General features: G+C 69.5%; 24 protein-coding genes and 1 pseudogene. 10 read left to right on the plus strand and 15 right to left on the minus strand.

The window, feature by feature from the left end; translation table 11 throughout:
* From E1264_RS23095 to E1264_RS23105, 4 genes are all read left to right on the plus strand, one after another.
* On the plus strand, positions 1 to 206 hold a 206-nt coding region (locus E1264_RS23095), incomplete at its 5' end, for a rhodanese-like domain-containing protein (RefSeq protein WP_132176871.1).
* A gap of 19 nt (positions 207 to 225) precedes the next feature.
* Entirely contained in the window at positions 226 to 699 is a 474-nt protein-coding gene (locus E1264_RS23100; protein ID WP_243711112.1) for a rhodanese-like domain-containing protein, read from the plus strand.
* The gene (locus E1264_RS45420; RefSeq protein WP_243711113.1) at positions 612 to 806 is read left to right on the plus strand and encodes a hypothetical protein; all 195 of its coding nucleotides are present in this window, start codon (positions 612 to 614) and stop codon (positions 804 to 806) included. Before E1264_RS23100 ends, E1264_RS45420 begins: the two co-directional genes overlap by 88 nt.
* A gap of 12 nt (positions 807 to 818) precedes the next feature.
* The gene (locus tag E1264_RS23105; protein ID WP_132176873.1) at positions 819 to 1,601 is read left to right on the plus strand and encodes a sulfite exporter TauE/SafE family protein; all 783 of its coding nucleotides are present in this window, start codon (positions 819 to 821) and stop codon (positions 1,599 to 1,601) included.
* Positions 1,602 to 1,655: 54 nt separating this feature from the next.
* Here the strand turns inward: E1264_RS23105 and E1264_RS23110 are convergent, their stop codons facing one another.
* The 3 genes from E1264_RS23110 to ctaD form a co-directional block, all read right to left on the minus strand.
* On the minus strand, positions 1,656 to 2,717 hold the full coding sequence (locus E1264_RS23110) for a DUF2776 family protein (protein ID WP_132176875.1): 1,062 nt from the start codon (positions 2,715 to 2,717) through the stop codon (positions 1,656 to 1,658).
* Positions 2,718 to 2,808: 91 nt separating this feature from the next.
* A complete protein-coding gene (locus E1264_RS23115; RefSeq protein WP_132176877.1) occupies positions 2,809 to 3,111 on the minus strand; it encodes a hypothetical protein in 303 nt (100 codons plus the stop codon).
* A 3-nt stretch (positions 3,112 to 3,114) separates the two neighbouring features.
* Positions 3,115 to 4,782, minus strand: a complete 1,668-nt coding sequence (ctaD, locus tag E1264_RS23120; protein ID WP_243711117.1) for a cytochrome c oxidase subunit I — start codon at positions 4,780 to 4,782, stop codon at positions 3,115 to 3,117.
* Positions 4,783 to 4,847: 65 nt separating this feature from the next.
* On the opposite strand from ctaD, the gene E1264_RS43585 reads away from it, so the two are divergent.
* The 5 genes from E1264_RS43585 to crcB all read left to right on the plus strand — a co-directional run bounded on the left by E1264_RS43585 (position 4,848) and on the right by crcB (position 8,317).
* Positions 4,848 to 4,988 carry a hypothetical protein gene (locus tag E1264_RS43585; protein WP_165964322.1) on the plus strand — a complete coding sequence of 47 codons (141 nt, stop codon included), beginning with the start codon at positions 4,848 to 4,850 and terminating at the stop codon, positions 4,986 to 4,988.
* A 139-nt stretch (positions 4,989 to 5,127) separates the two neighbouring features.
* Positions 5,128 to 6,339, plus strand: coding sequence for an ammonium transporter (locus tag E1264_RS23125; protein WP_132176881.1), 1,212 nt, complete (start codon positions 5,128 to 5,130; stop codon positions 6,337 to 6,339).
* Positions 6,340 to 6,366: 27 nt separating this feature from the next.
* Complete coding sequence (locus E1264_RS23130; RefSeq protein WP_132176883.1) at positions 6,367 to 7,059, plus strand: YoaK family protein; 693 nt, start codon at positions 6,367 to 6,369, stop codon at positions 7,057 to 7,059.
* A gap of 368 nt (positions 7,060 to 7,427) precedes the next feature.
* Positions 7,428 to 7,949 (plus strand): CrcB family protein, encoded by a 522-nt coding sequence (locus E1264_RS23135; RefSeq protein ID WP_132176885.1) that lies wholly within the window; start codon positions 7,428 to 7,430, stop codon positions 7,947 to 7,949.
* On the plus strand, positions 7,946 to 8,317 hold the full coding sequence (gene crcB, locus E1264_RS23140; protein WP_243711115.1) for a fluoride efflux transporter CrcB: 372 nt from the start codon (positions 7,946 to 7,948) through the stop codon (positions 8,315 to 8,317). The genes E1264_RS23135 and crcB overlap by 4 nt, the downstream gene beginning before the upstream one ends.
* A gap of 32 nt (positions 8,318 to 8,349) precedes the next feature.
* Here the strand turns inward: crcB and E1264_RS43590 are convergent, their stop codons facing one another.
* The 6 genes from E1264_RS43590 to E1264_RS23170 all read right to left on the minus strand — a co-directional run bounded on the left by E1264_RS43590 (position 8,350) and on the right by E1264_RS23170 (position 13,143).
* Complete coding sequence (locus E1264_RS43590; RefSeq protein ID WP_165964324.1) at positions 8,350 to 8,853, minus strand: hypothetical protein; 504 nt, start codon at positions 8,851 to 8,853, stop codon at positions 8,350 to 8,352.
* 41 nt (positions 8,854 to 8,894) lie between these two features.
* Positions 8,895 to 9,431, minus strand: coding sequence for a hypothetical protein (locus tag E1264_RS23150; RefSeq protein WP_132176888.1), 537 nt, complete (start codon positions 9,429 to 9,431; stop codon positions 8,895 to 8,897).
* The gene (locus tag E1264_RS23155) at positions 9,317 to 10,039 is read right to left on the minus strand and encodes a hypothetical protein (RefSeq protein WP_132176890.1); all 723 of its coding nucleotides are present in this window, start codon (positions 10,037 to 10,039) and stop codon (positions 9,317 to 9,319) included. Before E1264_RS23155 ends, E1264_RS23150 begins: the two co-directional genes overlap by 115 nt.
* A gap of 70 nt (positions 10,040 to 10,109) precedes the next feature.
* Entirely contained in the window at positions 10,110 to 10,838 is a 729-nt protein-coding gene (locus E1264_RS23160) for a VIT1/CCC1 transporter family protein (RefSeq protein WP_165964325.1), read from the minus strand.
* Positions 10,839 to 11,025: 187 nt separating this feature from the next.
* Positions 11,026 to 12,747, minus strand: a complete 1,722-nt coding sequence (ureC, locus tag E1264_RS23165; protein ID WP_132176894.1) for an urease subunit alpha — start codon at positions 12,745 to 12,747, stop codon at positions 11,026 to 11,028.
* Positions 12,748 to 12,834: 87 nt separating this feature from the next.
* The gene (locus E1264_RS23170) at positions 12,835 to 13,143 is read right to left on the minus strand and encodes an urease subunit gamma (protein ID WP_132176896.1); all 309 of its coding nucleotides are present in this window, start codon (positions 13,141 to 13,143) and stop codon (positions 12,835 to 12,837) included.
* A gap of 311 nt (positions 13,144 to 13,454) precedes the next feature.
* Here E1264_RS23170 and E1264_RS23175 point away from each other — a divergent pair, with 311 nt between their 5' ends.
* Positions 13,455 to 15,611 (plus strand): FUSC family protein, encoded by a 2,157-nt coding sequence (locus tag E1264_RS23175; protein WP_132176898.1) that lies wholly within the window; start codon positions 13,455 to 13,457, stop codon positions 15,609 to 15,611.
* Positions 15,612 to 15,638: 27 nt separating this feature from the next.
* Here E1264_RS23175 and E1264_RS23180 read toward each other — a convergent pair whose 3' ends face one another.
* The 6 genes and pseudogenes from E1264_RS23180 to E1264_RS23205 form a co-directional block, all read right to left on the minus strand.
* On the minus strand, positions 15,639 to 16,628 hold the full coding sequence (locus tag E1264_RS23180; RefSeq protein WP_243711116.1) for an urease accessory protein UreD: 990 nt from the start codon (positions 16,626 to 16,628) through the stop codon (positions 15,639 to 15,641).
* Positions 16,610 to 17,245 carry an urease accessory protein UreG gene (ureG, locus tag E1264_RS23185; protein WP_132176900.1) on the minus strand — a complete coding sequence of 212 codons (636 nt, stop codon included), beginning with the start codon at positions 17,243 to 17,245 and terminating at the stop codon, positions 16,610 to 16,612. The genes E1264_RS23180 and ureG overlap by 19 nt, the downstream gene beginning before the upstream one ends.
* Positions 17,246 to 17,270: 25 nt before the next feature.
* Entirely contained in the window at positions 17,271 to 17,978 is a 708-nt protein-coding gene (locus tag E1264_RS23190; RefSeq protein ID WP_132176902.1) for an urease accessory UreF family protein, read from the minus strand.
* 73 nt (positions 17,979 to 18,051) lie between these two features.
* Positions 18,052 to 18,354 (minus strand): annotated as a pseudogene (gene ureB / locus E1264_RS23195) (urease subunit beta); the annotation flags it as partial.
* Positions 18,320 to 19,168 (minus strand): CbiX/SirB N-terminal domain-containing protein, encoded by an 849-nt coding sequence (locus E1264_RS23200; protein ID WP_132176906.1) that lies wholly within the window; start codon positions 19,166 to 19,168, stop codon positions 18,320 to 18,322. The pseudogene ureB and the gene E1264_RS23200, both read right to left, overlap by 35 nt.
* On the minus strand, positions 19,165 to 20,142 hold the full coding sequence (locus E1264_RS23205; RefSeq protein WP_132176908.1) for an urea transporter: 978 nt from the start codon (positions 20,140 to 20,142) through the stop codon (positions 19,165 to 19,167). Before E1264_RS23205 ends, E1264_RS23200 begins: the two co-directional genes overlap by 4 nt.
* Positions 20,143 to 20,655: the final 513 nt, after the last annotated feature.

Genomic DNA, 20,655 nt, shown 5'->3' on the forward strand with positions numbered 1-20,655 from the left:
TCGACGGCGCGACCCACGTCCCGCTCCCCGAGCTGCCCCACCGCCTGAGCGAGGTACCGCCCGGAACCGTGTGGGCGCACTGCGGTTCCGGCTACCGCGCCGCCGCCGCGAGCAGCCTGCTCCAGCGAGCCGGACGCCGGGCGGTGCTCATCGACGACGCCTTCGACCACGCCGCCGCCTCCGGCCTGCCCCTCACCGATCACTGAACCCCGCACAGGAGACTTGATGACGACCCCACCCCTTCCTGCCATCCTGGACGCCGCCACCCTGCGGCGGCTCCTGGACACCGGTGACGCGCCCCGCCTGATCGACGTGCGCACCCCCGGCGAATTCGAGACCACCCACATCCCCGGCTCCCACAACGTCCCGCTGGGGCTGCTGCGCGAGCACCGCGCCGAACTGCGCGCCCATCTCGACGAACCGGCGGTGCTCATATGCCATTCCGGACAGCGCGCCGCCCAAGCCGCGCAGGCGCTGGCGGCCGCGGATCCGCCCAACCTGCGCGTCCTGCACGGCGGTATCTCCGCCTGGCAGGCCGCCGGCGGGACCGTCGCGACCGGGCGTCCGCGCTGGGCCTGGAACGCCAGGTCCGCCTGGTCGCCGGTTCGCTTGTGCTGGGCTCCGTACTGGCCAGCACCGTCGTCGAGCCGGCCAAATGGCTCGCCGCGCTCGGCGCCGGGCTCACCGTCGCGGCGCTGACCAACACCTGCGCCATGGGAATCGCTCTGGCCAAGCTGCCCTACAACCGCGGGCGTAAGCCCGACATCCGCACCATCTTGACCGCACTGGCAGACGAACCTCGGTAGCGGAGCGGGGACATGCTGACCACGCTCGCCCTCGGCGCCGTCATCGGCGTTCTGCTCGGGCTCCTGGGCGGCGGTGGCTCCATCCTGGCCGTGCCCGCCCTCGTGTACGGGGCCGGGCTGCCGCTGGCCTCGGCGATCCCGGCGTCCCTGCTCGTCGTGGGGATCTCCGCCGCCACCGCCGTCCTGCCGCGCATTCGCGCCGGGCAGGTGCGCTGGCGGATCGCCGCGGTCTTCGGCGGCGCGGGCGCCGCGGCCGCGTTCGGCGGTGCCGCGCTGAACCGCCTCCTGCCCGGCCAGGCCGTCCTGCTCGGCTTCGCCGCCCTCATGGTCGCGGCCGGGTGGCGGATGCTGGCGCAGTCCGGACGGCTGGAGGGCGGGGTGTGCGCGCTGCCCGGCGGCGGCGTCGACTGGCGCAGCTGCCTGCCCAGCTCCCTCGGCGCGGGCGCGGCCGTGGGCGTGCTGACCGGCCTGTTCGGAGTCGGCGGCGGGTTCCTCATCATCCCGGCGCTGGTGGTGGGTCTCGGCCTGCCCATGACCACCGCCGTCGGCACCTCGCTGGTCATCGTGATCGTCAACTCCGCCGCCGGATTCGGCGCCCACGCCGGAGACGCGTCGCTGGACCACAGCGTCATCGCCGCGTTCACCGCCGCCGCCGTCACGGGATCGCTGGCCGCCGCCCGGCTGACCCGTTACCTGGACGCCGACCGGCTCCGCCGCTGGTTCGCCTACCTGGTGCTCGGTATCGCGGCCTTCGTCGCCGCCCAGGCCGCCCTCAACCCGGCCGCTTCGGGCTGACCCGGTCGCCCGGGCGGCGGATCGGACCGAAGGTCCCAACCGGTGAGGACACTGCTATCCCTCGCCACTGGTTCCGCTCTCCAGGATGGAGACGATGGAGAACAGCGAGAAGCAGATGCCGCCGAGACCGACCAGGACGCGGGCGGCGACGAGCACGGCGGGGTCGGCCGACTCGAAGAGGAACGCCGAGAGGAACAGGCAGAGCAGGGCCGTGCCGACGGGGATCAGCGGAACCCGGTTCGCCAGGGGAGCGTTCCGCCGCCAGACGAGGGCGAGCAGGAGCACCTTGCTGAGGATGCTCCAGCAGATGAGTCCCAGCCCGATCAGTACGAATGCCGCGGCCAGTTGGGAGGACCGGGTGTGCAGGGAGATGACGAGCAGGGCCCACACGATGCCGATGGCGCCCAGGGCGGCGGCCAGCCCGGGCCAGAGGACGCGCTCGCGTGGGGTGTAGGTGTTCTGGATCTGGCGCAGAAGGCTGGCGACCAGGCCGATGAGGCAGGTGCAGACGAGCGCCAGTCCGCTCATCACGTGTCCGGCGGTGAAGCGTCCCGCTGCGGCTCCGCCGCCTCCACCGGCCAGGAGAGTGAAGGCCCACGCCCAGGTGGCCAGGGCGGCGAGGGCGGGGAGCGTCGTCAGGATTCGCGCGGTACGCGGGCGGAACGGTGCCGGTGACCGCGGTGGTGCCCCCTCGGGACGTGCGGAATTCTCGCTGATCAGAAGGAAGCGGGTGGAGACCGTCGCCACGCACGAGACGCACAGGCAGACCATACCGATACCGAAGATCACGTGCCCGGCGATGAAATCGGGCGGTGATCGGGGGGTCCTGGCGAGCAGGTAGAGCCCGTAACCCGTGGCTACGCAGCTGACCGCGAAACCGAACACCGGATAGAGCAGCCGGTCCAGCGCGGTGTAACGGCCGATGAGCTGCCTGATGATCGTCGCCGCGGTGGCGAACAGACAGAGACAGATGGCCGCGAGGAATATCAGCACCAGACCCGCGACACGCGCGCTCGGCCCAGATGCGTGTGCGAGTACATATGCGCCCAGCCCGGTTGATACGGCGCCCATGAGCACGGGTATGACCCGGAACAGGACGCTGATCTTGTAGTTCATCCGGCCCCCTGGGAGACGGTCTTCAGAAACGCTTCCCGCGCCGTTCCGAATTGCGGTTCCGGTTCTCGCGCCACGTCGGGCCTCCGGCCGGTCATGTGATTACGAGGCAGAGGAGGACCGTGACGGTGATCGATACGGCGCCGAGCAGCGGCAGCCAGCTCCGGACGGCGGATTCCCCCGATTCTGGGACGGCTCCGCCCGCCGTGAGACCCCTGCCGGGTGGCCGCGCGCGGAGAACGGCGACTCGTATACTTTCGGCCACCAGGCCCGCCAGGCATACCGCCGCGGCCAGAGCGAGGCAGCCCGACCAGTCGCCGATGCTGAGCCGGTAGAGGATCTGCACGCTCATCAGGGCGGACGCGCACAACCAGACCAGCGGCAGCGGGCGGCGCATCGGTCAGTCCTTCCCGGCTCCGGCACCACCCGAGGTGAGGTGGGCACCGGCGTGCTCGGTGCCGATATGCGGGTGGTGCAGGTCGAACGCGGGACGCTCCGAGCGGATCTTCGGAATGGCGTTGAAGTTGTGCCGGGGCGGCGGGCAGGACGTCGTCCATTCCAGGGAGTTTCCGCTGCCCCACGGGTCGTCTGACACCACTCGCTTTCCGCTTCTCCATGTCACGTAGATGTTGAGAAGGAACGGCAGGGTCGAGGCACCGAGGACGAAGGAGAAGATGGAGGAGACCCGGTTCAGTGGCTCGAATACTTCGGCGTAGTCGGCATAGCGCCGGGGCATGCCCCAGGCTCCGAGCCAGTGCTGCACGAGGAAAGTGCCGTGGAAACCGATGAACAGCAGCCAGAAATGAATCTTCGCCAGCCGCTCGTTGAGCTTTTTTCCGGTGAACTTCGGCCACCAGAAGAAGAAACCGGCGTACATGCTGAACGCCACGGTTCCGAAGACCACGTAGTGAAAGTGCGCGACGACGAAGTAGGTGTCGGAGACCTGGAAGTCCATCGGCGGGGACGCCAGAATGACACCGGTCAACCCGCCGAAGAGGAAGGTCACCAGGAAGCCCACGGCGAAAAGCATCGGCGCTTCGAAAGTGAGCTGGCCGCGCCACATGGTCCCGACCCAGTTGAAGAACTTCACTCCGGTCGGAACCGCGATGAGAAACGACATGAAGGAGAAGAACGGCAGCAGCACCTGGCCGGTGACGAACATGTGGTGCGCCCACACGGTGATCGACAGTCCGGCGATCGCGATCGTGGCGAAGACCAGCCCGACATAGCCGAACAGCGGTTTGCGGCTGAATACGGGAATGATCTCGCTGATGATGCCGAAGAACGGCAGCGCGATGATGTAGACCTCCGGGTGGCCGAAGAACCAGAACAGGTGCTGCCACAGCAGCGCGCCGCCGTTCGCGGAGTCGAAGATGTGCGCGCCGAGTTTCCGGTCCGCCTCCAGCGCCGCCAGCGCGCCCGCGAGCACGGGGAACGCGATCAGGATCAGGATGGATGTGAGCAGGACGTTCCAGGTGAACAGCGACATCCGGAACATCGTCATGCCGGGCGCGCGCATGCACAAGATGGTGGTGATGAAATTGACGGCGCCGAGAATCGTGCCTACGCCGGACAGCAACAGTCCCATCACCCACAGGTCACCTCCGACGCCAGGCGACCGGACGGCATCGGACAGCGGGGTATAGGCGGTCCAGCCGAAACTGGCCGCCCCGTCCGGCGTGATGAACGCGCTGACGGTGATGAGACCGCCGAGCAGGTAGAGCCAGTACGCGATCATGTTCATCCGCGGAAACGCGACATCCGGCGCACCGAGTTGCAGCGGCATGATGGCATTGGCGAATCCGGCGAACAGCGGCGTCGCGAAGAGCAGCAGCATGATCGTGCCGTGGATGGTGAACGTCTGGTTGAACTGCTCGTTGCTCATCAGATCGAGGCCGGGCCGGAGCACCTCGGCGCGCAGCGCCAGCGCGAGCAGCCCGCCGAGCATGAAGAAACAGAACGAGGTGATCAGGTACAGGTACCCGATCACCTTGTGGTCGGTGGACGAGAGCCAGGACGCGATGATGCGTCCCTTCGACGTCCTGGGCCGAACCGCCTCCGGCGCCACCGACCGCTGTTCGAGTGCGCTCACCAGTCGCTCCGGACGATCGCCTGAATACAGGCCGTGAGGTCATGAACGACGCACTCCTCAGCCGAGAAGTTCACCATCCACTGATCATCGCCACCACCATTGAAACACCAACACCGACCAGCGCCAAAGCGATGCAAACTTCAACACTTCATTTGGCATCGTTCCCGCCGAGGTCATCATGAAGCAAGGGGTATGTCAAGTTCGCAGAACAGCGTTTCGCCGCCCGGGTGTGGGCGAGCATAGTCGGCGAGAATGCGCCACCCCGTCGAATGAATCCCGTTCGCACGTGGGCGGAGGGAATCGGCGACCGGAGGGTCTGGAATGTCCACAGGCTTGAACACGGGCGATTCCGCTTGGCTGATGACCAGCACCGCCATGGTGCTGCTGATGACTCCCGGCCTGGCGTTCTTCTACGGCGGAATGGTCCGTGCCAAAAACCTCCTCACGATGCTCTACATGAGCTTCATCTGCATCAGCCTGATCACCGTCGTGTGGTTCCTCTATGGCTTTGGCATCGCCTTCGGACCGGACGCCGGCGGGCTCGGGCTGATCGGCTGGGGCGACTGGCGGCTCGGCAACGTCGGCCCTGACGCCCTGCAGGGCGTGATCCCGAAACAGCTCTACGCCTGCTTCCAGCTCACCTTCGCCATCATCACCGTCGCCCTGATCAGCGGCTCCATCGCGGGCCGCGCCCGCTTCGGCCCCTGGATGCTGTTCGCCGTCCTGTGGACCACCATCGTGTACCTGCCCATCGCGCACTGGGTCTTCGCCTCGACCGGCTGGCTGAACAAGTGGGGCGTCATGGACTTCGCGGGCGGCCTGGTGGTGGAGCTGAACTCCGGCATCTCCGGTCTCGCCCTCGCCCTGGTGCTGGGGCCGGGGGTGGCGTTCCGGCGCGGCGAGGGGCCGCGCCCTGGCAACATCCCGTTCGTGCTGCTCGGGCTCGGCCTGCTGTGGTTCGGCTGGTTCGGGTTCAACGCCGGGTCCGCCCTGAACGACGGCGCGCTCGCCACCCGGGCGTTCGTGTCCACCATGATCGCCGGGTGCGCCGGCATGCTGACCTGGCGGCTGATCGAATGGCTGCGCTTCCGGCACCTGACCCGTCTCGGCTCGGCCTCGGGCGCACTGGCCGGGCTCGTCGCGATCACGCCGTCCTGCGCCTTCGTCAGCGTCGAGGGCGCCTTCGCCATCGGCGTCATCGCCGCCGCGGTGTGCACCTACGCCGTGGAACTCAAACTGGTCGCCGGGTACGACGACACCCTCGACGTCACCGGCATCCACGGTGCCGGAGGCATCGTCGGCGTCCTGTCGCTGGGCTTCTTCGCCACAGGCTGGGACCAGGGCTCCCCCGGTCTGTTCTACGGCGGATCGGCCGCCGTCCTGGGCAAACAGGCCGTCGCCGTCTTGGCGGTCGGCGCCTACGCCTTCACCGCCACCTACCTCATCGGCACCCTCGTCGACCGCCTCACCCGCATGCGCATGACGGACGAGGAACAGGCTGTGGGGACGGACGCCAACTTTGCCGAGGGCTGACCCGCGCCCAACTCCAGAGGGTCGGCGATGAGAGTTCCCGAATCCCGTGACCAGGGACCGCTGCCGCCATTGCTCGTCCTTCTCACGGCCATGGCAGGACTGGTCGACTCCGTCAGTTTTCTAGTACTCGGAAATGTCTTCGTCGCGAACATGACGGGAAACATCATTTTTCTCGGCATGGGCTTTGGCGGCAGTCAGGGGGTGGCGGGAAAGATCCTTTTGACCGCCCTGTCGACCACGTGCTTCTGCGTCGGAGCCGCTGTCGGCGGGCACTTGGTCTTCAAGGGGATCGCGCACCGCGGCCGTCTGCTGAGTGCGGCCACCTCGACGCAGGCGTGCGCTCTCATCGCCACCGCTCTCATCGTCCCCGGGCTCGGTCAGGTCCACGCCTCAGACCGCCGGATGGCCATCGCCATTCTCGCCGTGTCGATGGGCTGGCAGTACGCGATCGTCCGCCGGCTCGAAGTGCCTGACTACCGGACGGTCGTGGTCACCACGACGCTCACCGCACTGGTCGCCGACCGCGGCCAGGCCAGGGAGCGCGTCGTGCGCCGAAGCCTGTCGATCGCGGCCTTGCTGCTCGGCGCGGCGGTCGGCGCCCTGCTCGTCCGGAAGGTCTCGGTGGCGGCACCTCTGTGGTGCGCGGCCGTGGTGTTGGCCGTGGTCGCGGCGGTCTCCTTCGTCACCGCGCATCAGCCGAACGCCGACAAGTGGCGCTGACCGCCCGCCAGCACACCGGCCAATTGCGGCTTATGGAAGCTCCAGCAGTTGATTGAGATCTCCGCAGCCGCCATGCAGATGCCGTTCAGTGCTTTTCGCGCCGCAGCGAGAGAGGACCACAATGCGCTTGCCTGAAGATTGATCAGCGTTTGACACGCTCAGTCCCATAGTTCGGTGAGTGACAGGGGACCATCCATTGATGTGGGTGCCGGGCTGACTTGACATTCCGCCAGGCGAGTCGGGCGGTTGGAGGGATCAATGACGCGACGAGGTCGGCGGTTCGGAGTCTTCGAGCCGCCCGGCATCCTCGATGCCGCCTCCCGGGCGGTGCCCACCCCGTTCGTCCGGACCTTGAACGGCATGAAGGCATGAACGAGTCATCCGCACACCGCTTGCCTCACCTGCACCGGCGGGAGCGCGCCGAGGCCGCCGCGCTCCACCCGCACGAGGGCAGGCCGCCGCCGCCCGCGCTGAAGCCCCGCGTCCTCGCGGAGATCGCGGCCGGTGGCGCGATCGGGGCGGTGGCGAGGTATCTGCTCAGCGAGGCGATCCCCGCGTCCAAGACGGGGTTCGCCTGGAACACCTTCACCGTCAACATCCTCGGCTGCCTCGCCATGGGCCTGCTGACGAGTTACCTGCTCAGCGGCAGGCCGCACCCGCTGGCCCGGCCGTTCGCGGTGACCGGCTACCTCGGCGGCTTCACCACGTTCTCGCACCTCATCGACGGTGTCTACAGCATCGGCGATGCCGGGGACCCGGCCCTCGCGATCGGCTACGCGGCCGCGAGCGTCGTCGTCGGCTGGATCGCGGTCGCCGTCGGGCTGGCACTCGGGCACAAGATCCCGCACCACCCGGACACGAACTCCGGACGGGGGGCGGGAGCGGCATGATCACCCTGGTGGCGACCGTGCTGGTCCTCGTGGGCGGCGCCGTGGGCGCGGTGCTCCGATACGTCCTGGACGGCTACGTCAAGTCGCTCGCCGGCAAGTCCTTTCCCTGGGGCACGCTCAGCGTCAACATCGCCGGCGCCGCGCTCCTCGGCGCCCTGCACGGCGCCGGAACCGGCACCAACGTCGAAGCGCTGATGGGCACCGGCCTGTGCGGCGCGCTGACCACGTTCAGCACCTTCGAACTCGACACCGTCCACCTGATCCAGGACCGCGCCTACGGCCGGGCCGCCGTCAACGCGATCGGCAGCATCGCCCTGGGCTTCGCCGCATTCCTCGCCCTGCACGCCCTCGCCGCTCACTTCTCCTGATCCGGCACTGCCCTGCCGTTGGAACCGGATCCCTAGACGCGGGCAAGACCAGGAAGCTGACCGGCAGGGGCCGGTGTCCACGAGTCGAGGATGCGGGTCAGTCCCGGAACCCACTCGATCACTTGGCGGGCTACGGCATCGGTATGCCACAGGAACGCCAGGTGGCGGACGGCGTGCGCGGCCACCTGCTCGATACGCGGCCCGTCCGGCGACGGGCTCGCCGGACCGGCGCCGCGGGCCAGCGTCCGGACGGTCAGCGGGACGGCCCTGAGATCGGGCCGCGGGTCGGGGCAGCAGGCGTAGGTGAGCAGCACGCGTCCGGACGGATCATGCCGCCAGCTCGTCGAGTGCAGCAGATGCGCGGCGGTGTCACGGGGCAGCTCCACCAGCTCCCGCGCGACCGCGTCCGGATGCCGTCCACCGCGCACTACCCCCTCCAGCACGCGGAACGCCAGGCCGCCGTCATCGGCGACGCGAAGGGCGAGCACCTCCACGACCACCACCGAATCCCCTGCACGCTCTTGCTGCACCCCCATCGCAACAGCATGTCATGCGCAGAATGCTCGCCGCGCCTTCCTCACGAAGCGCCCTGCCGCCAGTGGGTTGCCTCCGGTGCGTCGTGCACCTCCACTCCGACCAGGCCACGGCTCGCCGTCTGGCCGAGCCGGACGACCAGGCTGTGCATCACGCCCCTGGCCCATTCGGTGCCGCCTTCGTCCCCCTCAGTGTCCCCGGCCCATTCGGCCACGGCGGCGTCGATGTCCAGCACGGCCTGCACAAGGGCCTCGGCGTCACGCTCGCGGACCCCTGCTTCAAAGCGTTGCTCGCAGCCGGCGACGGTATCCCGCAAGGTCGCCAGGGGCACCGCCGATCCCGTTTCCTCGTCTGCGGGCCGGGCGGCCCGTCGCGCGGCTTCACCGCGCACCAGCGCACGCAGATCAGTCAGGCTCATCGACTCCCCCGAAGGGACGACCACGCTCTCCCCCGACCGCCGGACGGTCATGACGCCGCGGCCACGCACCTCCACCACATCACGGCAGGCATCGACCAACGCCGCTGTGTGCTCGTCCAGGCCGAGCACCGCCGCGTCGTCCGGCAGCTCCCGCTCCAGCATCCGCAACCGGCGCTCGCCCAGGTAGCAGTACTGGTGTCGTGAGTGCCGCCCTCGGCATTGTCGTAGTGCGGGATCATCGCGACCTTCAGCCCGAGTCGGCCGAGGACGTCCAGGCCCTCCAGCCAGTGCGGACGCGTTCCGGACTTGTAGATCTCATAGACCGGCAACACGTATGCGCCCAGTGTGCACGCCGCCGCCGAGGCGAACACCAGGGCGGCGCGTCCCGTCCGCGCGTGATCGACAAGCGCGTCGCCCACCGGTCCACCCCGCCACTGCGCCAGCGCGTACGACGGGCTCCCCGGACCCGCGAAAACCCAGTCCGCACCACGCACCGCCGCCAAGCCCGCGTCGGAGCGGACCCCGGTCCCTTCTCCTCGCGCATCCGCGCCGATCTCGGCCGCCCCACGCAGACCGGATGGGACGCCCACCCGCAATCCGACACTGCGCTCGAAGTAGGTCTGCGCCCGCGCCGAGATCTCCGCGACGTTCTCCTGGAAGCCGTACGGCGTGTCCAGCAATACCGCCGACGCGGGACCCCAGCGGGCGACCACGTCCCGATGCACGCTCACCATCGTCGGAGCGGTCTCACCGGACCCCATCAGCACCAAGGCAGGTCTCCGCACTCCGGCGCTCACGCCCGCTCCCGCATCCGCAGCCCCGTGTCCCCAGATAACCCGCTCATGCTTGTAGCGTCGCACCACCGCGACACCCAGTCCACGCCCCGTCACTCGCCGAATCGCGATCCGGCATGCCAGGTGGCGTCGAACAGGACACCGGTGTAGTAGGTGACGACGGCGGCCAACAGGATGATGAGGAGCTGGCGGACCGCGCCATGCAGGACGGAGCGGCCGCTTGAGCGGGCGACCACCCCGCCCACCACCAGGCCGCCGCGCCGGTGGCGACGATCGACAGCACGGCGGCCGTCGAGCCGCCGATGAAGAACCACGGCAGCAGCGGCGCAAGTGATCCCAGCCCGAACAGGAAGAAGGACGAGACCGCGGCCGTCCAGGGCGAACCGAGTTCCTGCGGATTGATGCCCACCACGCGGCGCGCCGAGGTCGAGAACAGCGTCCCCTCGTCGCTCGCGACTTCGCGCGCCGCCGCGCGCGCCGAACCGGACGACAGCCCGGCCTCCCGGAGCATCTCCTCCAGCCTGCCGATCACCACGCCCGGTTGATCTCGGACGATACGGCGCAGATCCCCCAGAACACCCTTGAACAGCTCGACCTGCGCGGTCACCGAGATCCACTCCCCGGCGGCCATCGAGACCGCGCCCGCCACCATGCCCGCGACCCCGGCGAGCCGCACGGCGGTCTGCCCCGACCCGGCGCCCGCCACACCGAGGATGATGCACAGCACGCTGACCAGGCCATCGTTGACCCCCCAGCACGGCCGCCCGCGCGCCACCCTGCTGGACCTGAGCCGCCCGGCGGGACGGCGTCGTCGTGGCGGCCATCTCCGCATCCGCCTCGCGACCGCGCCTCCTAACCATGGCGACCAGGTCCAGCGCCCGGGCCCGGCGCCGTCATGCCACGACGCGCGCCTGGCCGGCCACAGGCCGGTCGCCGGCCCTGGCCTTGCGCCGCCCCACCGTTCAGGTGAGGAAGAACAGGCGGTTGAGCGGCAGTTCCGTGGCCGGTTCGATGTGGGCCGGCTCGCCGTTCACCGAGACCTTGTACGTCTCCGGGTCGACGGTGATGTCGGCGAGCGTCGAGTTGCGCACCATGTGGCGCTTGTCGACCGTCCGGCACTGGCGGATCGGCCTGATGAGCCGTTGCAGGCCGAGCCGTTCGGGCACTCCGGCCTCGATGCCGGCCTGGGACATGAAGGTCACGCAGGTGCTGGACAGCGCGGTGGCGTGGGCGCCGAACGTGGACCGGTAGTAGATGGGCTGCGGTGTCGGCAGGGACGCGTTCGGGTCGCCCATCGGGTACCAGCTGATCATGCCGCCCTTGATCACCAGGTAGGGCTTGGCGCCGAAGGAGTGCGGCTGCCACAGCACCACGTCGGCGAGCTTGCCGTCCTCCAGCGATCCGATCTCGTCCGCCATCCCGCTGGCGCGCGCCGGGTTGATGGTGACCTTCGCCAGGTAGCGCAGGACCCGGAAGTTGTCGTTGCGGGACGAGTCCTCCGGAAGGGCGCCCCGCTTGTCCTTGTTGTGGTGGGCGATCTGGAAGGCGCGGGTGACCGACTCGCCGACCCGGCCCATCGCCTGGGAGTCCGAGCCGATGATGCTGATGATGCCGAGGTCGTGCAGCACGGTCTCGCCGGAGATCGTCTCGGCGCGGACCCGGCTCTCGGCGAACGCCACGTCCTCGGGCACGTCGTAGCTGAGGTGGTGGCAGACCATCGTCATGTCGAGCAGCTCGTCGACCGAGTTGGTCGTGTAGGGCAGCGTCGGGTTGGTGGAGGCGGGGAGGATGTTGGGTTCTCCGGTCACCCGCAGGATGTCGGGGGCGTGCCCGCCGCCGGCGCCCTCGGAGTGGTACGTGTGGATCGAGCGGCCGTTGATCGTGTTGATGGTGTCCTCGACGAAGCCCGCTTCGTTGAGCGTGTCGGTGTGGATGCAGATCTGGATGTCGTAGGCGTCCGCGACCGAGAGGGACGTGTCGATGACGGCGGGGGTGGTTCCCCAGTCCTCGTGGACCTTCAGCCCGGCCGCGCCGGCGCGGATCTGCTCCTCCAGCGGTGCGGGAAGGCTGCTGTTGCCCTTGCCGTACACCGCGACGTTGATGGGGATGTCCTCGTAGGCCTGGAGGATGCGGGCGAGGTTCCACGGGCCGGGGGTGCAGGTGGTGCCGCGAGTGCCGTCCGCCGGGCCGGTGCCGCCGCCGACCAGGGTGGTGATCCCGTTGCTCAGCGCGTGCTGCGCCTGCTCCGGCGCGAGGAAGTGCACGTGGGTGTCGATCGCGCCGGGCGTGGCCACGAGGTTCTCCCCGGAGATCACCTCGGTGTCCGCGCTGATGATGAGCCGCCGGTCCACGCCGTTCTGGGTGTGCGGGTTGCCGGACTTGCCGATCCCGACGATCCGCCCGTTCTTGATCCCGATGTCACCCTTGACGATGCCGATCACCGGGTCCATGACGACGGCGTTGGTGATCACCACGTCCAGGGCGACCGCGCTGGTCGACGCGGGGTCGCTCGCCATGCCGTCACGGGCGGTCTTTCCGCCGCCGTACTGGGACTCGTCACCGTAATGTCCCTCGCTGTGGTCCTTCTCCACCTCGACGATGAGGTTGGTGTCTCCAAGGTGGAAGCGATCCCCCACGGTCGGGCCGTACATGGACGCGTACTTCTGGCGGCTCATGCTGGTCATTCGGTTTTACCTTTCCTGGAGAATTCCGATCCTTCACTTGTGCTTCGGTTGACGCGCCATCGGGCCGGTGGACATGAACCTGCGGTACTAGCTGGCTCCGATGGGATCATGGCAGGAGACCAGCTTGGTTCCGTCGTTGAAAACGGCCTCGACCTGGAGCAGCGGCAGCATCTCGCGGACGCCGGGCAGCACCTTGTCGGGGCCGAGTACGTGCTTGCCCAGTTCCATGCAGTCGGCGACCGACTTGCCGTCCCGGGCGGCTTCCACGATCTCGTGCGTGATCAGCGCCACCGACTCGCTGTAGGTCAGTTTCAGGCCGCGGTCACGGCGCTTGATGGCCATCTGCGCAACGGTGAAGATGACCAGCCGGTCCATCTCCCGTGGTGTGAGATTCATCGGCGAACCTTTCGATGGATATTGGCAGCACAACCAAAAGCGGCACACCGCCCCTAATTGGCATGGCCTTGCAGGATGCAGGCCGAGATTCGGCTGCACGGCGACCGTTAACCTGATCTCCGTTCTCTCGTGCGCGAAAGCCAAGAGAAAACAATGACTCATCAACGATCGAGGCTGCTCCGCTGAGCGGCCGGTTGGCGGGCATTCCGGCTGGTAGGTAGACGGCATGGCCGACCGCCGGATCGCTGACGGACCCGCCCCAGGAGGCGCGTCGGCCTCCGGTCGCTGACGGCACGGGGCATGGCCCGGAAATGGACCGGCGGGCGGTACGGGAACGGCTGGGGCGGGCCGCGCACCGCAGCGCTCCGTTCCACGGTCTCGCGGCGGGCCTCGGCATCGGGCTGCCCCTGTTGCTGGGCCATCTGAGCGGGCAGCCCGATCGGGGGACGCTCGCCGCCATCGGAGCCTTCCTGATCGCACTCGCCGCGCCCACCGGCCCCTACGCGGCGCGGGTCCGGTCCATGGCCGGGTTCATAGTGCTCATCGCATTGGGCGGAGCACTCGGTGGGCTGCTGGCCCCCTTCCCGTGGGCGGTCGTCGTCGCGATCACCGTGCTCGTGGCGGGGGCGGTGCTTCTGGGCCAGACGAAACCGGTCCCGGAATTCGCCGTGCTGTTCACCGCGACCCGTCCACCGCCCACGCATCCGCTGGAGAACATGGTGCTCATGGCCCTCGGCGCGCTGTGCGTCGCCGTGATCCTGCTGAGTCCCTGGCCCTTCCGGCGGCCGCGTCCGCTGGGCGGTGCCCTGGGGGCGGTGGCCGAGGCGGTCGCCGCGTTGCTGGACGCGGCGGCGGCCGAACTGCGCACGCCCGGCGCCGACGCCGGCTGGGAGGAGCGGCGCAAGCGGGCGGCGACGGCCATGCGGAACGCCACCACCACCTACAGCCTCTATCTGAGCGGGCAGGCGGGAGCGCCGGACGCTCAGCCGCAACGGCTGATCGACGGGTTCCGGCGGATGATCCATCGGTCCGTCGGGTTGGAGGCGCGGATACGGGCCCTGACCGCGGGTGGAGCGTTACCGCGGTCCGTGCCGACGGCCTGGCGGTCGGAGGCCGTGGCGGCGATCGGCGCGCTGGCGGCCAGTGCGCGGCGGCTCTCCGCCGGCCTGGCGGGGACGCGGCCGGCCACCGACGGTGATCCCGCGCCGATGCCGCCGGATCTCGCCGACCATGCGGAGGAAGCCTGGCGAAGCGTGGGAGACGACCGGGACGGCCTGCTGAACGCCGCGCTCACCGAGGAGATCACCCGGACCGTCGGCCGCCTCCACAGCGCGTTGGAATCGGCCCGGGGCGCGCTCACCGACAAGGTGCCGTTGGGGCCCGCCGCTCGCGCGCGTCCGATGGCGCGTGCGGCGGAGGCCGTCACCGCGGTCCGGGACCGGTCGGCGCGGTTCCAGCAGGCCGCGCGACTGGCCTTCATGGTCGCTCTCGCGATGTCGATCTATACCGCGCTCCATATCCGGCACGGGCAGTGGATGGCGATGACCGTCCTGGTCACCTTGCACGCCACGTACGGGGAGACGAGATCGCGCGTCGGTCAGCGGATCACCGGCAGCGCGGCGGGCTGCCTGATCGCGGCGCTGGTCCTGGCGCTGACGCCCAGCCGTCCGCACGCCGCGCTCGCGTTGACGCTGTTCGCGGTCGTGGCGTTCACCCTGCGGCCGGTCGGCTACACACTCTGGAACGTCTTCGCCACCCCATTGAGCATGATGCTGATGGACCTCACCGCCCTGGCGAACTGGTCCATCGCGCTGCAGCGAATCTTGCTCATCGCCGCGGGCGGCGCGATCGCCCTGGCGGGGACGCGCGTACTGTGGCCGCGGCAGGCGGCGCGGGAGGTCCCGGAACGGGTGGACGAACTCGTGTCCGCCTGTGCGGAACTGACCCGGGCAGCGGCGGCGGTGACCGAAGGCAGGACGGCCCGTCTGCCGGTCGGCTTGCTCATCACGACGCGCAAGGCCATCGACGGCGTCGCGGAGCTGCGGACCCGGATGGAGAACGAGCCGGGCCACGACTCCGGACAGATCGAACGGCTGACGACGCTCGTCCGGGCCTGCGAGCACATCCGCGACCATCTCGTGGCCGTGGCGGGCGTCACCGCCCCGGATCTCGGCTCACGGAACCCCGTCGCGCGCATCCTGGGCCGGACGGCCGACGCCGTCGAGAACGCCGGCGTGCCCGGCACCGCCCCGCCGGACGGTTCCGCGTCGCCCCGCCGCTTCGACGTGAGCGGGCTGCTGGACGACCTGGACGACCGGCTCGCCCATGAGGCCCGCCGCAGCAGCACGGCGCGCGAGCTCCCGGACCAGGAGGTGCGGGACCTCGCCGCAACCCGGCGGATTCTCGATGGCCTCGTCGACGACGTCGACGAACTGGTCGGCGCGCTCTCGGCGATGCCGCCCCCATGATGGGCGGGAGAGGAACCGCCGTGGCGGTCAGCGCCCCAGGGGATTGTCCGGCGCGGGCACGCGGAGCAGCAGGCGCCGCACCGCGTCCCAGGTCCGGAAGAAGGCGGACTCGACCTCCGGTGACCGGTCACCCAGCACCCGGGCCCATGCCCCGCAGTCACCCGGCAGCACGCTCGCACCGCCGCGCAGCCCCGTATCGGCGATCGCCGCGTGCATGGCGTCGGCGATCTCGCCGGCCGGTCTCGCACTGGTGACGACGTACAGGGTGGCCATCAGCCCGTAATCGCCAAGCACGGCCGTACCGGTCACCGCATGCTCGCCGGGAACGAGCCGGAGCGGATCCGCGAACAGCAGACGGCCTCGGCCGTCTCGGACCTCCAGGTCCGTGCAGTAGGCGGCGTAGGCGTGGAGTTCCCCGCGGGCGAGCCGTCCCGCCATCAGCTTCTCGCCCAGAACTACGGTCGCGCCATCGCCGACGGTCACGCCGAAATGCTGGTAGAACCGTGAGTCCCCGAACGGGATGGTCGTCGCGGGCAGGTACTCCACGTAGCTGTCCGGCCCAGCGTCCAGCTCGACGATCTGGGTGGCGTAGTCGTGTTCCATCCGGTATAGGCGCGTGGCGGCCTGGGTCGTGAAGTGCGCCGACGTCCCCCGCCCGCACTTCAACCCGATGCGGTAACGGTCACCCTGCAGCACCCCGCCACCGGACGACAGGAACATCACATACGGCATGTCGGGCAGCGCGGCGTCCAGGAACAACGGGCGGGTGATGTGCAGCGGCGCCTTCTGGAACTGGTGGACCAGCTCTGTCCGCCCGCCTGCGCGCGCGAACTCCAGTTCCAGCACGCCGACCTTGCCGGGTGCGCCGACGGGAAGGGTGTCGGGAACAGCGGCGTGCCGGGCCACGGCGGACGGAAGCCGCTCCGGAGCACAGCCCGCCGGGGTCGTCTGAGCGCGCCGGGCCGGGCCGGCCGAGCCCGTCACCTCCCCCGCGGAGGTCACCCCGCCGGTGAGCACATCGCCTCCATGCGCTCCACGACGAAGTCCGCGACCTCGGCGACGCCGATCCCGGTGAGGCAGTCGGTCAGGATCACCGGCCGCGCGCCCCGCACCGCGCGGGCGTCGCGTTCCATCACCGCCAGATCGGTGCGCACGTACTGCGCGATGTCGATCTTGTTGATGACCAGCAGGTCGGAGTCAGTGGTGCCCGGGCCGCGCTTGCGCGGCATCTTCTCGCCTTCGGCGGTGTCCAGGACGAACACGTAGACGTCCGCCAGCGCCGGGCTGAAGGTTAGCGTCAGATTGTCGCCGCCGCTCTCGAACAGCAGGACGTCGATGTCGGGAAAGCGGTCGAGCAGTTCGGCCGCCGCGGCGAGGTTCATCGTCGGGTCGTCCCGGACGGCGGTGTGCGGGCAGGAGCCCGTCTCCACGCCGACGACCCGGTCGGCGTCCAGCGTCCCGGCCAGGGTACGGCGGACGTGCTCGGCGTCCTCTTGCGTGTAGATGTCGTTGGTGATGACGCCAGGGCGATGGCCCCGGGCGACCAGGATCGGCACGAGCGCCTCGATGAGGGCGGTCTTGCCGGACCCCACCGGCCCGCCGATACCGATCTTGTATACCTGTCCCAGTTCCATGTCGTCCCTCCGGACGTCGATCGGGTCATGTGATGAACAGACGCGCCTCTGCCCGTTCGTGGACGGCCGCGACGGCGTCCGCGGCCGGGACGGAAGCGTGCAGGTCCTGCGGATCCCGGGCCGCCAGCGCCACGTCCGTCGCCGCGACCAGCTCCGGCCTGACCTCCCGCAGGAGCGCCTGTGCCCGCCGGAAGTCGATCCGGCCCAGCCGCACCGCCGCCGCCGCGCAGCTCGCCGCGAACGCGTACAGGTCACTGGCCACGGCGTTCCGGACGGGCACCCCGAGCCCCGCGTGCACCGCGCCGACGACGACCGCGTGGTTGCCCGGTGCCGCGCCGTCCGCGACGAGACGGGCCAGCCGGACCGCGGGCGCCGAGTCGAACGCGGGCCCCGCGGTGTCCAGGACCTGCCGTCCGGTGCGGGTGGAAGCCCTACGTTGCTCCTCGTTGAGCTTGATCGCGTAAAGCCTGCGATCCACCTCGACCAGCTCGTCCCAGTCGCCGGCGGACACCGCGCGGTGCGCCAGCGCCAGCGCGGACGCGTCCGCGGTGCCGGCCGCCCGCACCAGATCGCGAACCAGGCCGAGCAGGTCGTCCGCGTGGACGGCACGGACCTGGAAGTGGCCTTCCAGCCCGTGCGACAAGGTGTACAGGCCACTGGGAAAGCCCGAGTCGGTGAGCTGCAGCTGGGCCAGCAGCGGCCCCAGCCCCTCAGTGCTTTCCGGATGATCCACCGTGCGACCCCGTGTCCTTGTACCCCCGCACGTGCAGCAGGTGGAGCGCCTCCTTGCGCGCGGCCGAAGAGCGGATGCTCCCGTTGAGCAGGCCACCGAACCCGACGATGCGCATCCCACCGCCGTACTCGACGAGCTGCACGTCCTTGGTGTCGCCGGCCTCGAACCGGACGGCGGTACCCGCCGGAATGTCCAGCCGCATTCCGAAACTCTTGTCGCGATCGAAACTCATCGCCCGGTTGACCTCGAAGAAATGGAAATGCGAGCCGATCTGGACCGCGCGGTCACCGGTGTTGTGGACGGTCACCGTCTCCCTGCGCTGACCGGCGTTGAGCTCGATCTCACCTTCCGCGTACATGTAGCCGCCGTTCGCCATTCGCGTTCATCTCCTTAGATGTAGTCCTGGAGACCCCAGAAAGATCATCGTGATGGGGTCGTTCGTGCGCGTCGCCATGTTCATGGCCGTGGCCATGACCGTGGCCTTGGCCGTGGTGCGCCGCCCTGGCGAACCCGTCATCCTGGTTCCGGCGCCACCGCCGCTCCGCGTCGGCCGCGCGGTCGCGGACCAGCGACGCCAGTGCCGCCCTGCCGAGCAGTGGCCCGGCGACGCGGACGGTCGTGTGACCTGGGTGAGGCGAGACGAGTGAGGCGGGCACGAGCACGACCTCGCCCGCCCCGAGCCGGTGGCAGCGTTCCACGCCCTCGGCCACATCCGGCTCACCGTCCGTCAGGGCGACCTCTACCCAGCGAACGGGCAGATACTGCCTGACCAGCCGCGCGACCTTGAAGAGTTCCGCGTCCGCCTCCGGATCCGCCGCCCGCGCCACCAGCAGCACCGCGCCCCGGTAGTCCTCGTCGCGCACGGTCCGCATGACCGCGGCCCGGATCCACCCGACCAGATGCGTGACCGTGCCGAGCGGCGGGGCGAGCAGAAGATCGCCCGGCCGCCGATCACGCGCCGCCCAGGCAAGCGTCTGCGCGGCCGTCTGCCCGAGGCCGGGATCGCGGCCCAGCGTCATCGGCACCACGACCGCTCGCGCGTGCTCCTTCAAAGCGGTTCGCAGTCCCCGCCCGGGGTCGTGGATCCCGCCTGTGCCAGGCAGCGGGACACCGCCCGGCGGGTCGTGCGGCCCTCCGAGGCTCTCGTGCCCGCCGACCGTCAGGACGGCGCGCTCCCCGGCCCCGGTCACGCGGTCCGCCGGAGCATCGCCATGGTCGGGACGGCGGCCAGGAAGATCCAGGTGGTCAGCACGAACGGCCAGGTCAGCGCATGACCACCGATGATGTTGAACGTGTTGGTGATGGCGGGGGTCGCCGCGGCGGCGGTCATCGCCCCGATCACCGCGTAGGCGACACCGGCGGGGCTCAGCACGACGAACGTCCCCGCCAGCGCGATCGCGGTGAGCACCGAGTTGTAGCCGTACAGGCCTGCGCCGAGGTCCGCCGCCTGCGCTCCGAGCCACCAGCCCGTCAGCAGGCCGATGGCACTGCCCGCGCACGCCGCCAGCGCGACCGTCCGGCTCGATACCGCCAGCCCGACAAGGAAGATCAGCCCCACATACCATTTGTCCTGGAAGAACACCTGCCCGATCCCGTTGAAGAAGCCGTGCCAGACATCGCTCCAGGAGACCCCCGTGCCCGGTTCGCTGGCCGACGGCGGGGGGAGGCTCGGATGGCCGGACCACACCCGGTGGAAGGACGGTGCCGCGATCAGCATCATCAGCGTGACCACGCAGAACGGCGCCGTCAGGGCCGGGAGGTTGTACTGCTTGAGCAGGACGACGAGCGCGGAATTGACCAGACTGGCCCCGATCGCGGCACCGATGACCACGAGGGCCGTCACCCAGCTCGTCCCGAGGTAGAGAACCAGGCCGACACCGACGAGGGTCCCGGAGAACCCTTCGAGGCCGATCGAGACGCGCTTCCAGGGAACCCTGAACAGCCAGGCGGTGAGGGTCTGTGTGACGCAGCCGAGCAGCGCGAAGGCACCGAACTCCCAGCCGGCGACGAAAAGGGCGATGAGGAAGATGATGCCGGTCCAGTAACTGGGCTGAAAGTCGACCTGGGCCACGCCGCGGAGGATCGCCAGGCCACCTTCTTTTATTCGTTCCGACGGCGGACGCCGCGGCTCACCGTGGGCCTCCGACGTCGGCGGCGTGTCCATGGATGCTTCTCCTATCGCGAGCAATGGCCCAAATCGTGATCGACGGCGACACCATGCGGGGCGACTTCCAGCACAGTTCCCCGGAGCTCAACGCACAAAAATCCGTGATCGCCAACGTTCGGTCAAGCTAGGTGGCCCCGGGTTTGCCCAGCCCTGACCGGCGGACAATTAGGCAAAATGATCCCCGCCTTGGACCGATCACGCGTAATCATCGCCGAGTCAAAGGCCGACCAAATTTCGGAGCATGACGTTCGCGGGCTTGTGTGAGTGAACATAGTCAGCGAGAACGCTCCGTCCCCGGCGGCTGGATCTCATTTCCGCAGGGCCGGAGGGCGATCGGAAGGTCTGGAATGTCCACGGGATTGAACGAACGGACCCATGGTCCATCCACCACCCGCGTGCGCATGATCGCCCCAGAAAAGGCTGAGGGAATGGGCGCGCGCGTTGCCGAAGGCTGACCCCCGGCTGGACGCGGGGCGGACGATCGACCCGTCCCGCGCCATGGTGCCCGCC

Source organism: Actinomadura sp. KC216 (assembly GCF_004348535.1).
GTDB lineage: Bacteria > Actinomycetota > Actinomycetes > Streptosporangiales > Streptosporangiaceae > Spirillospora.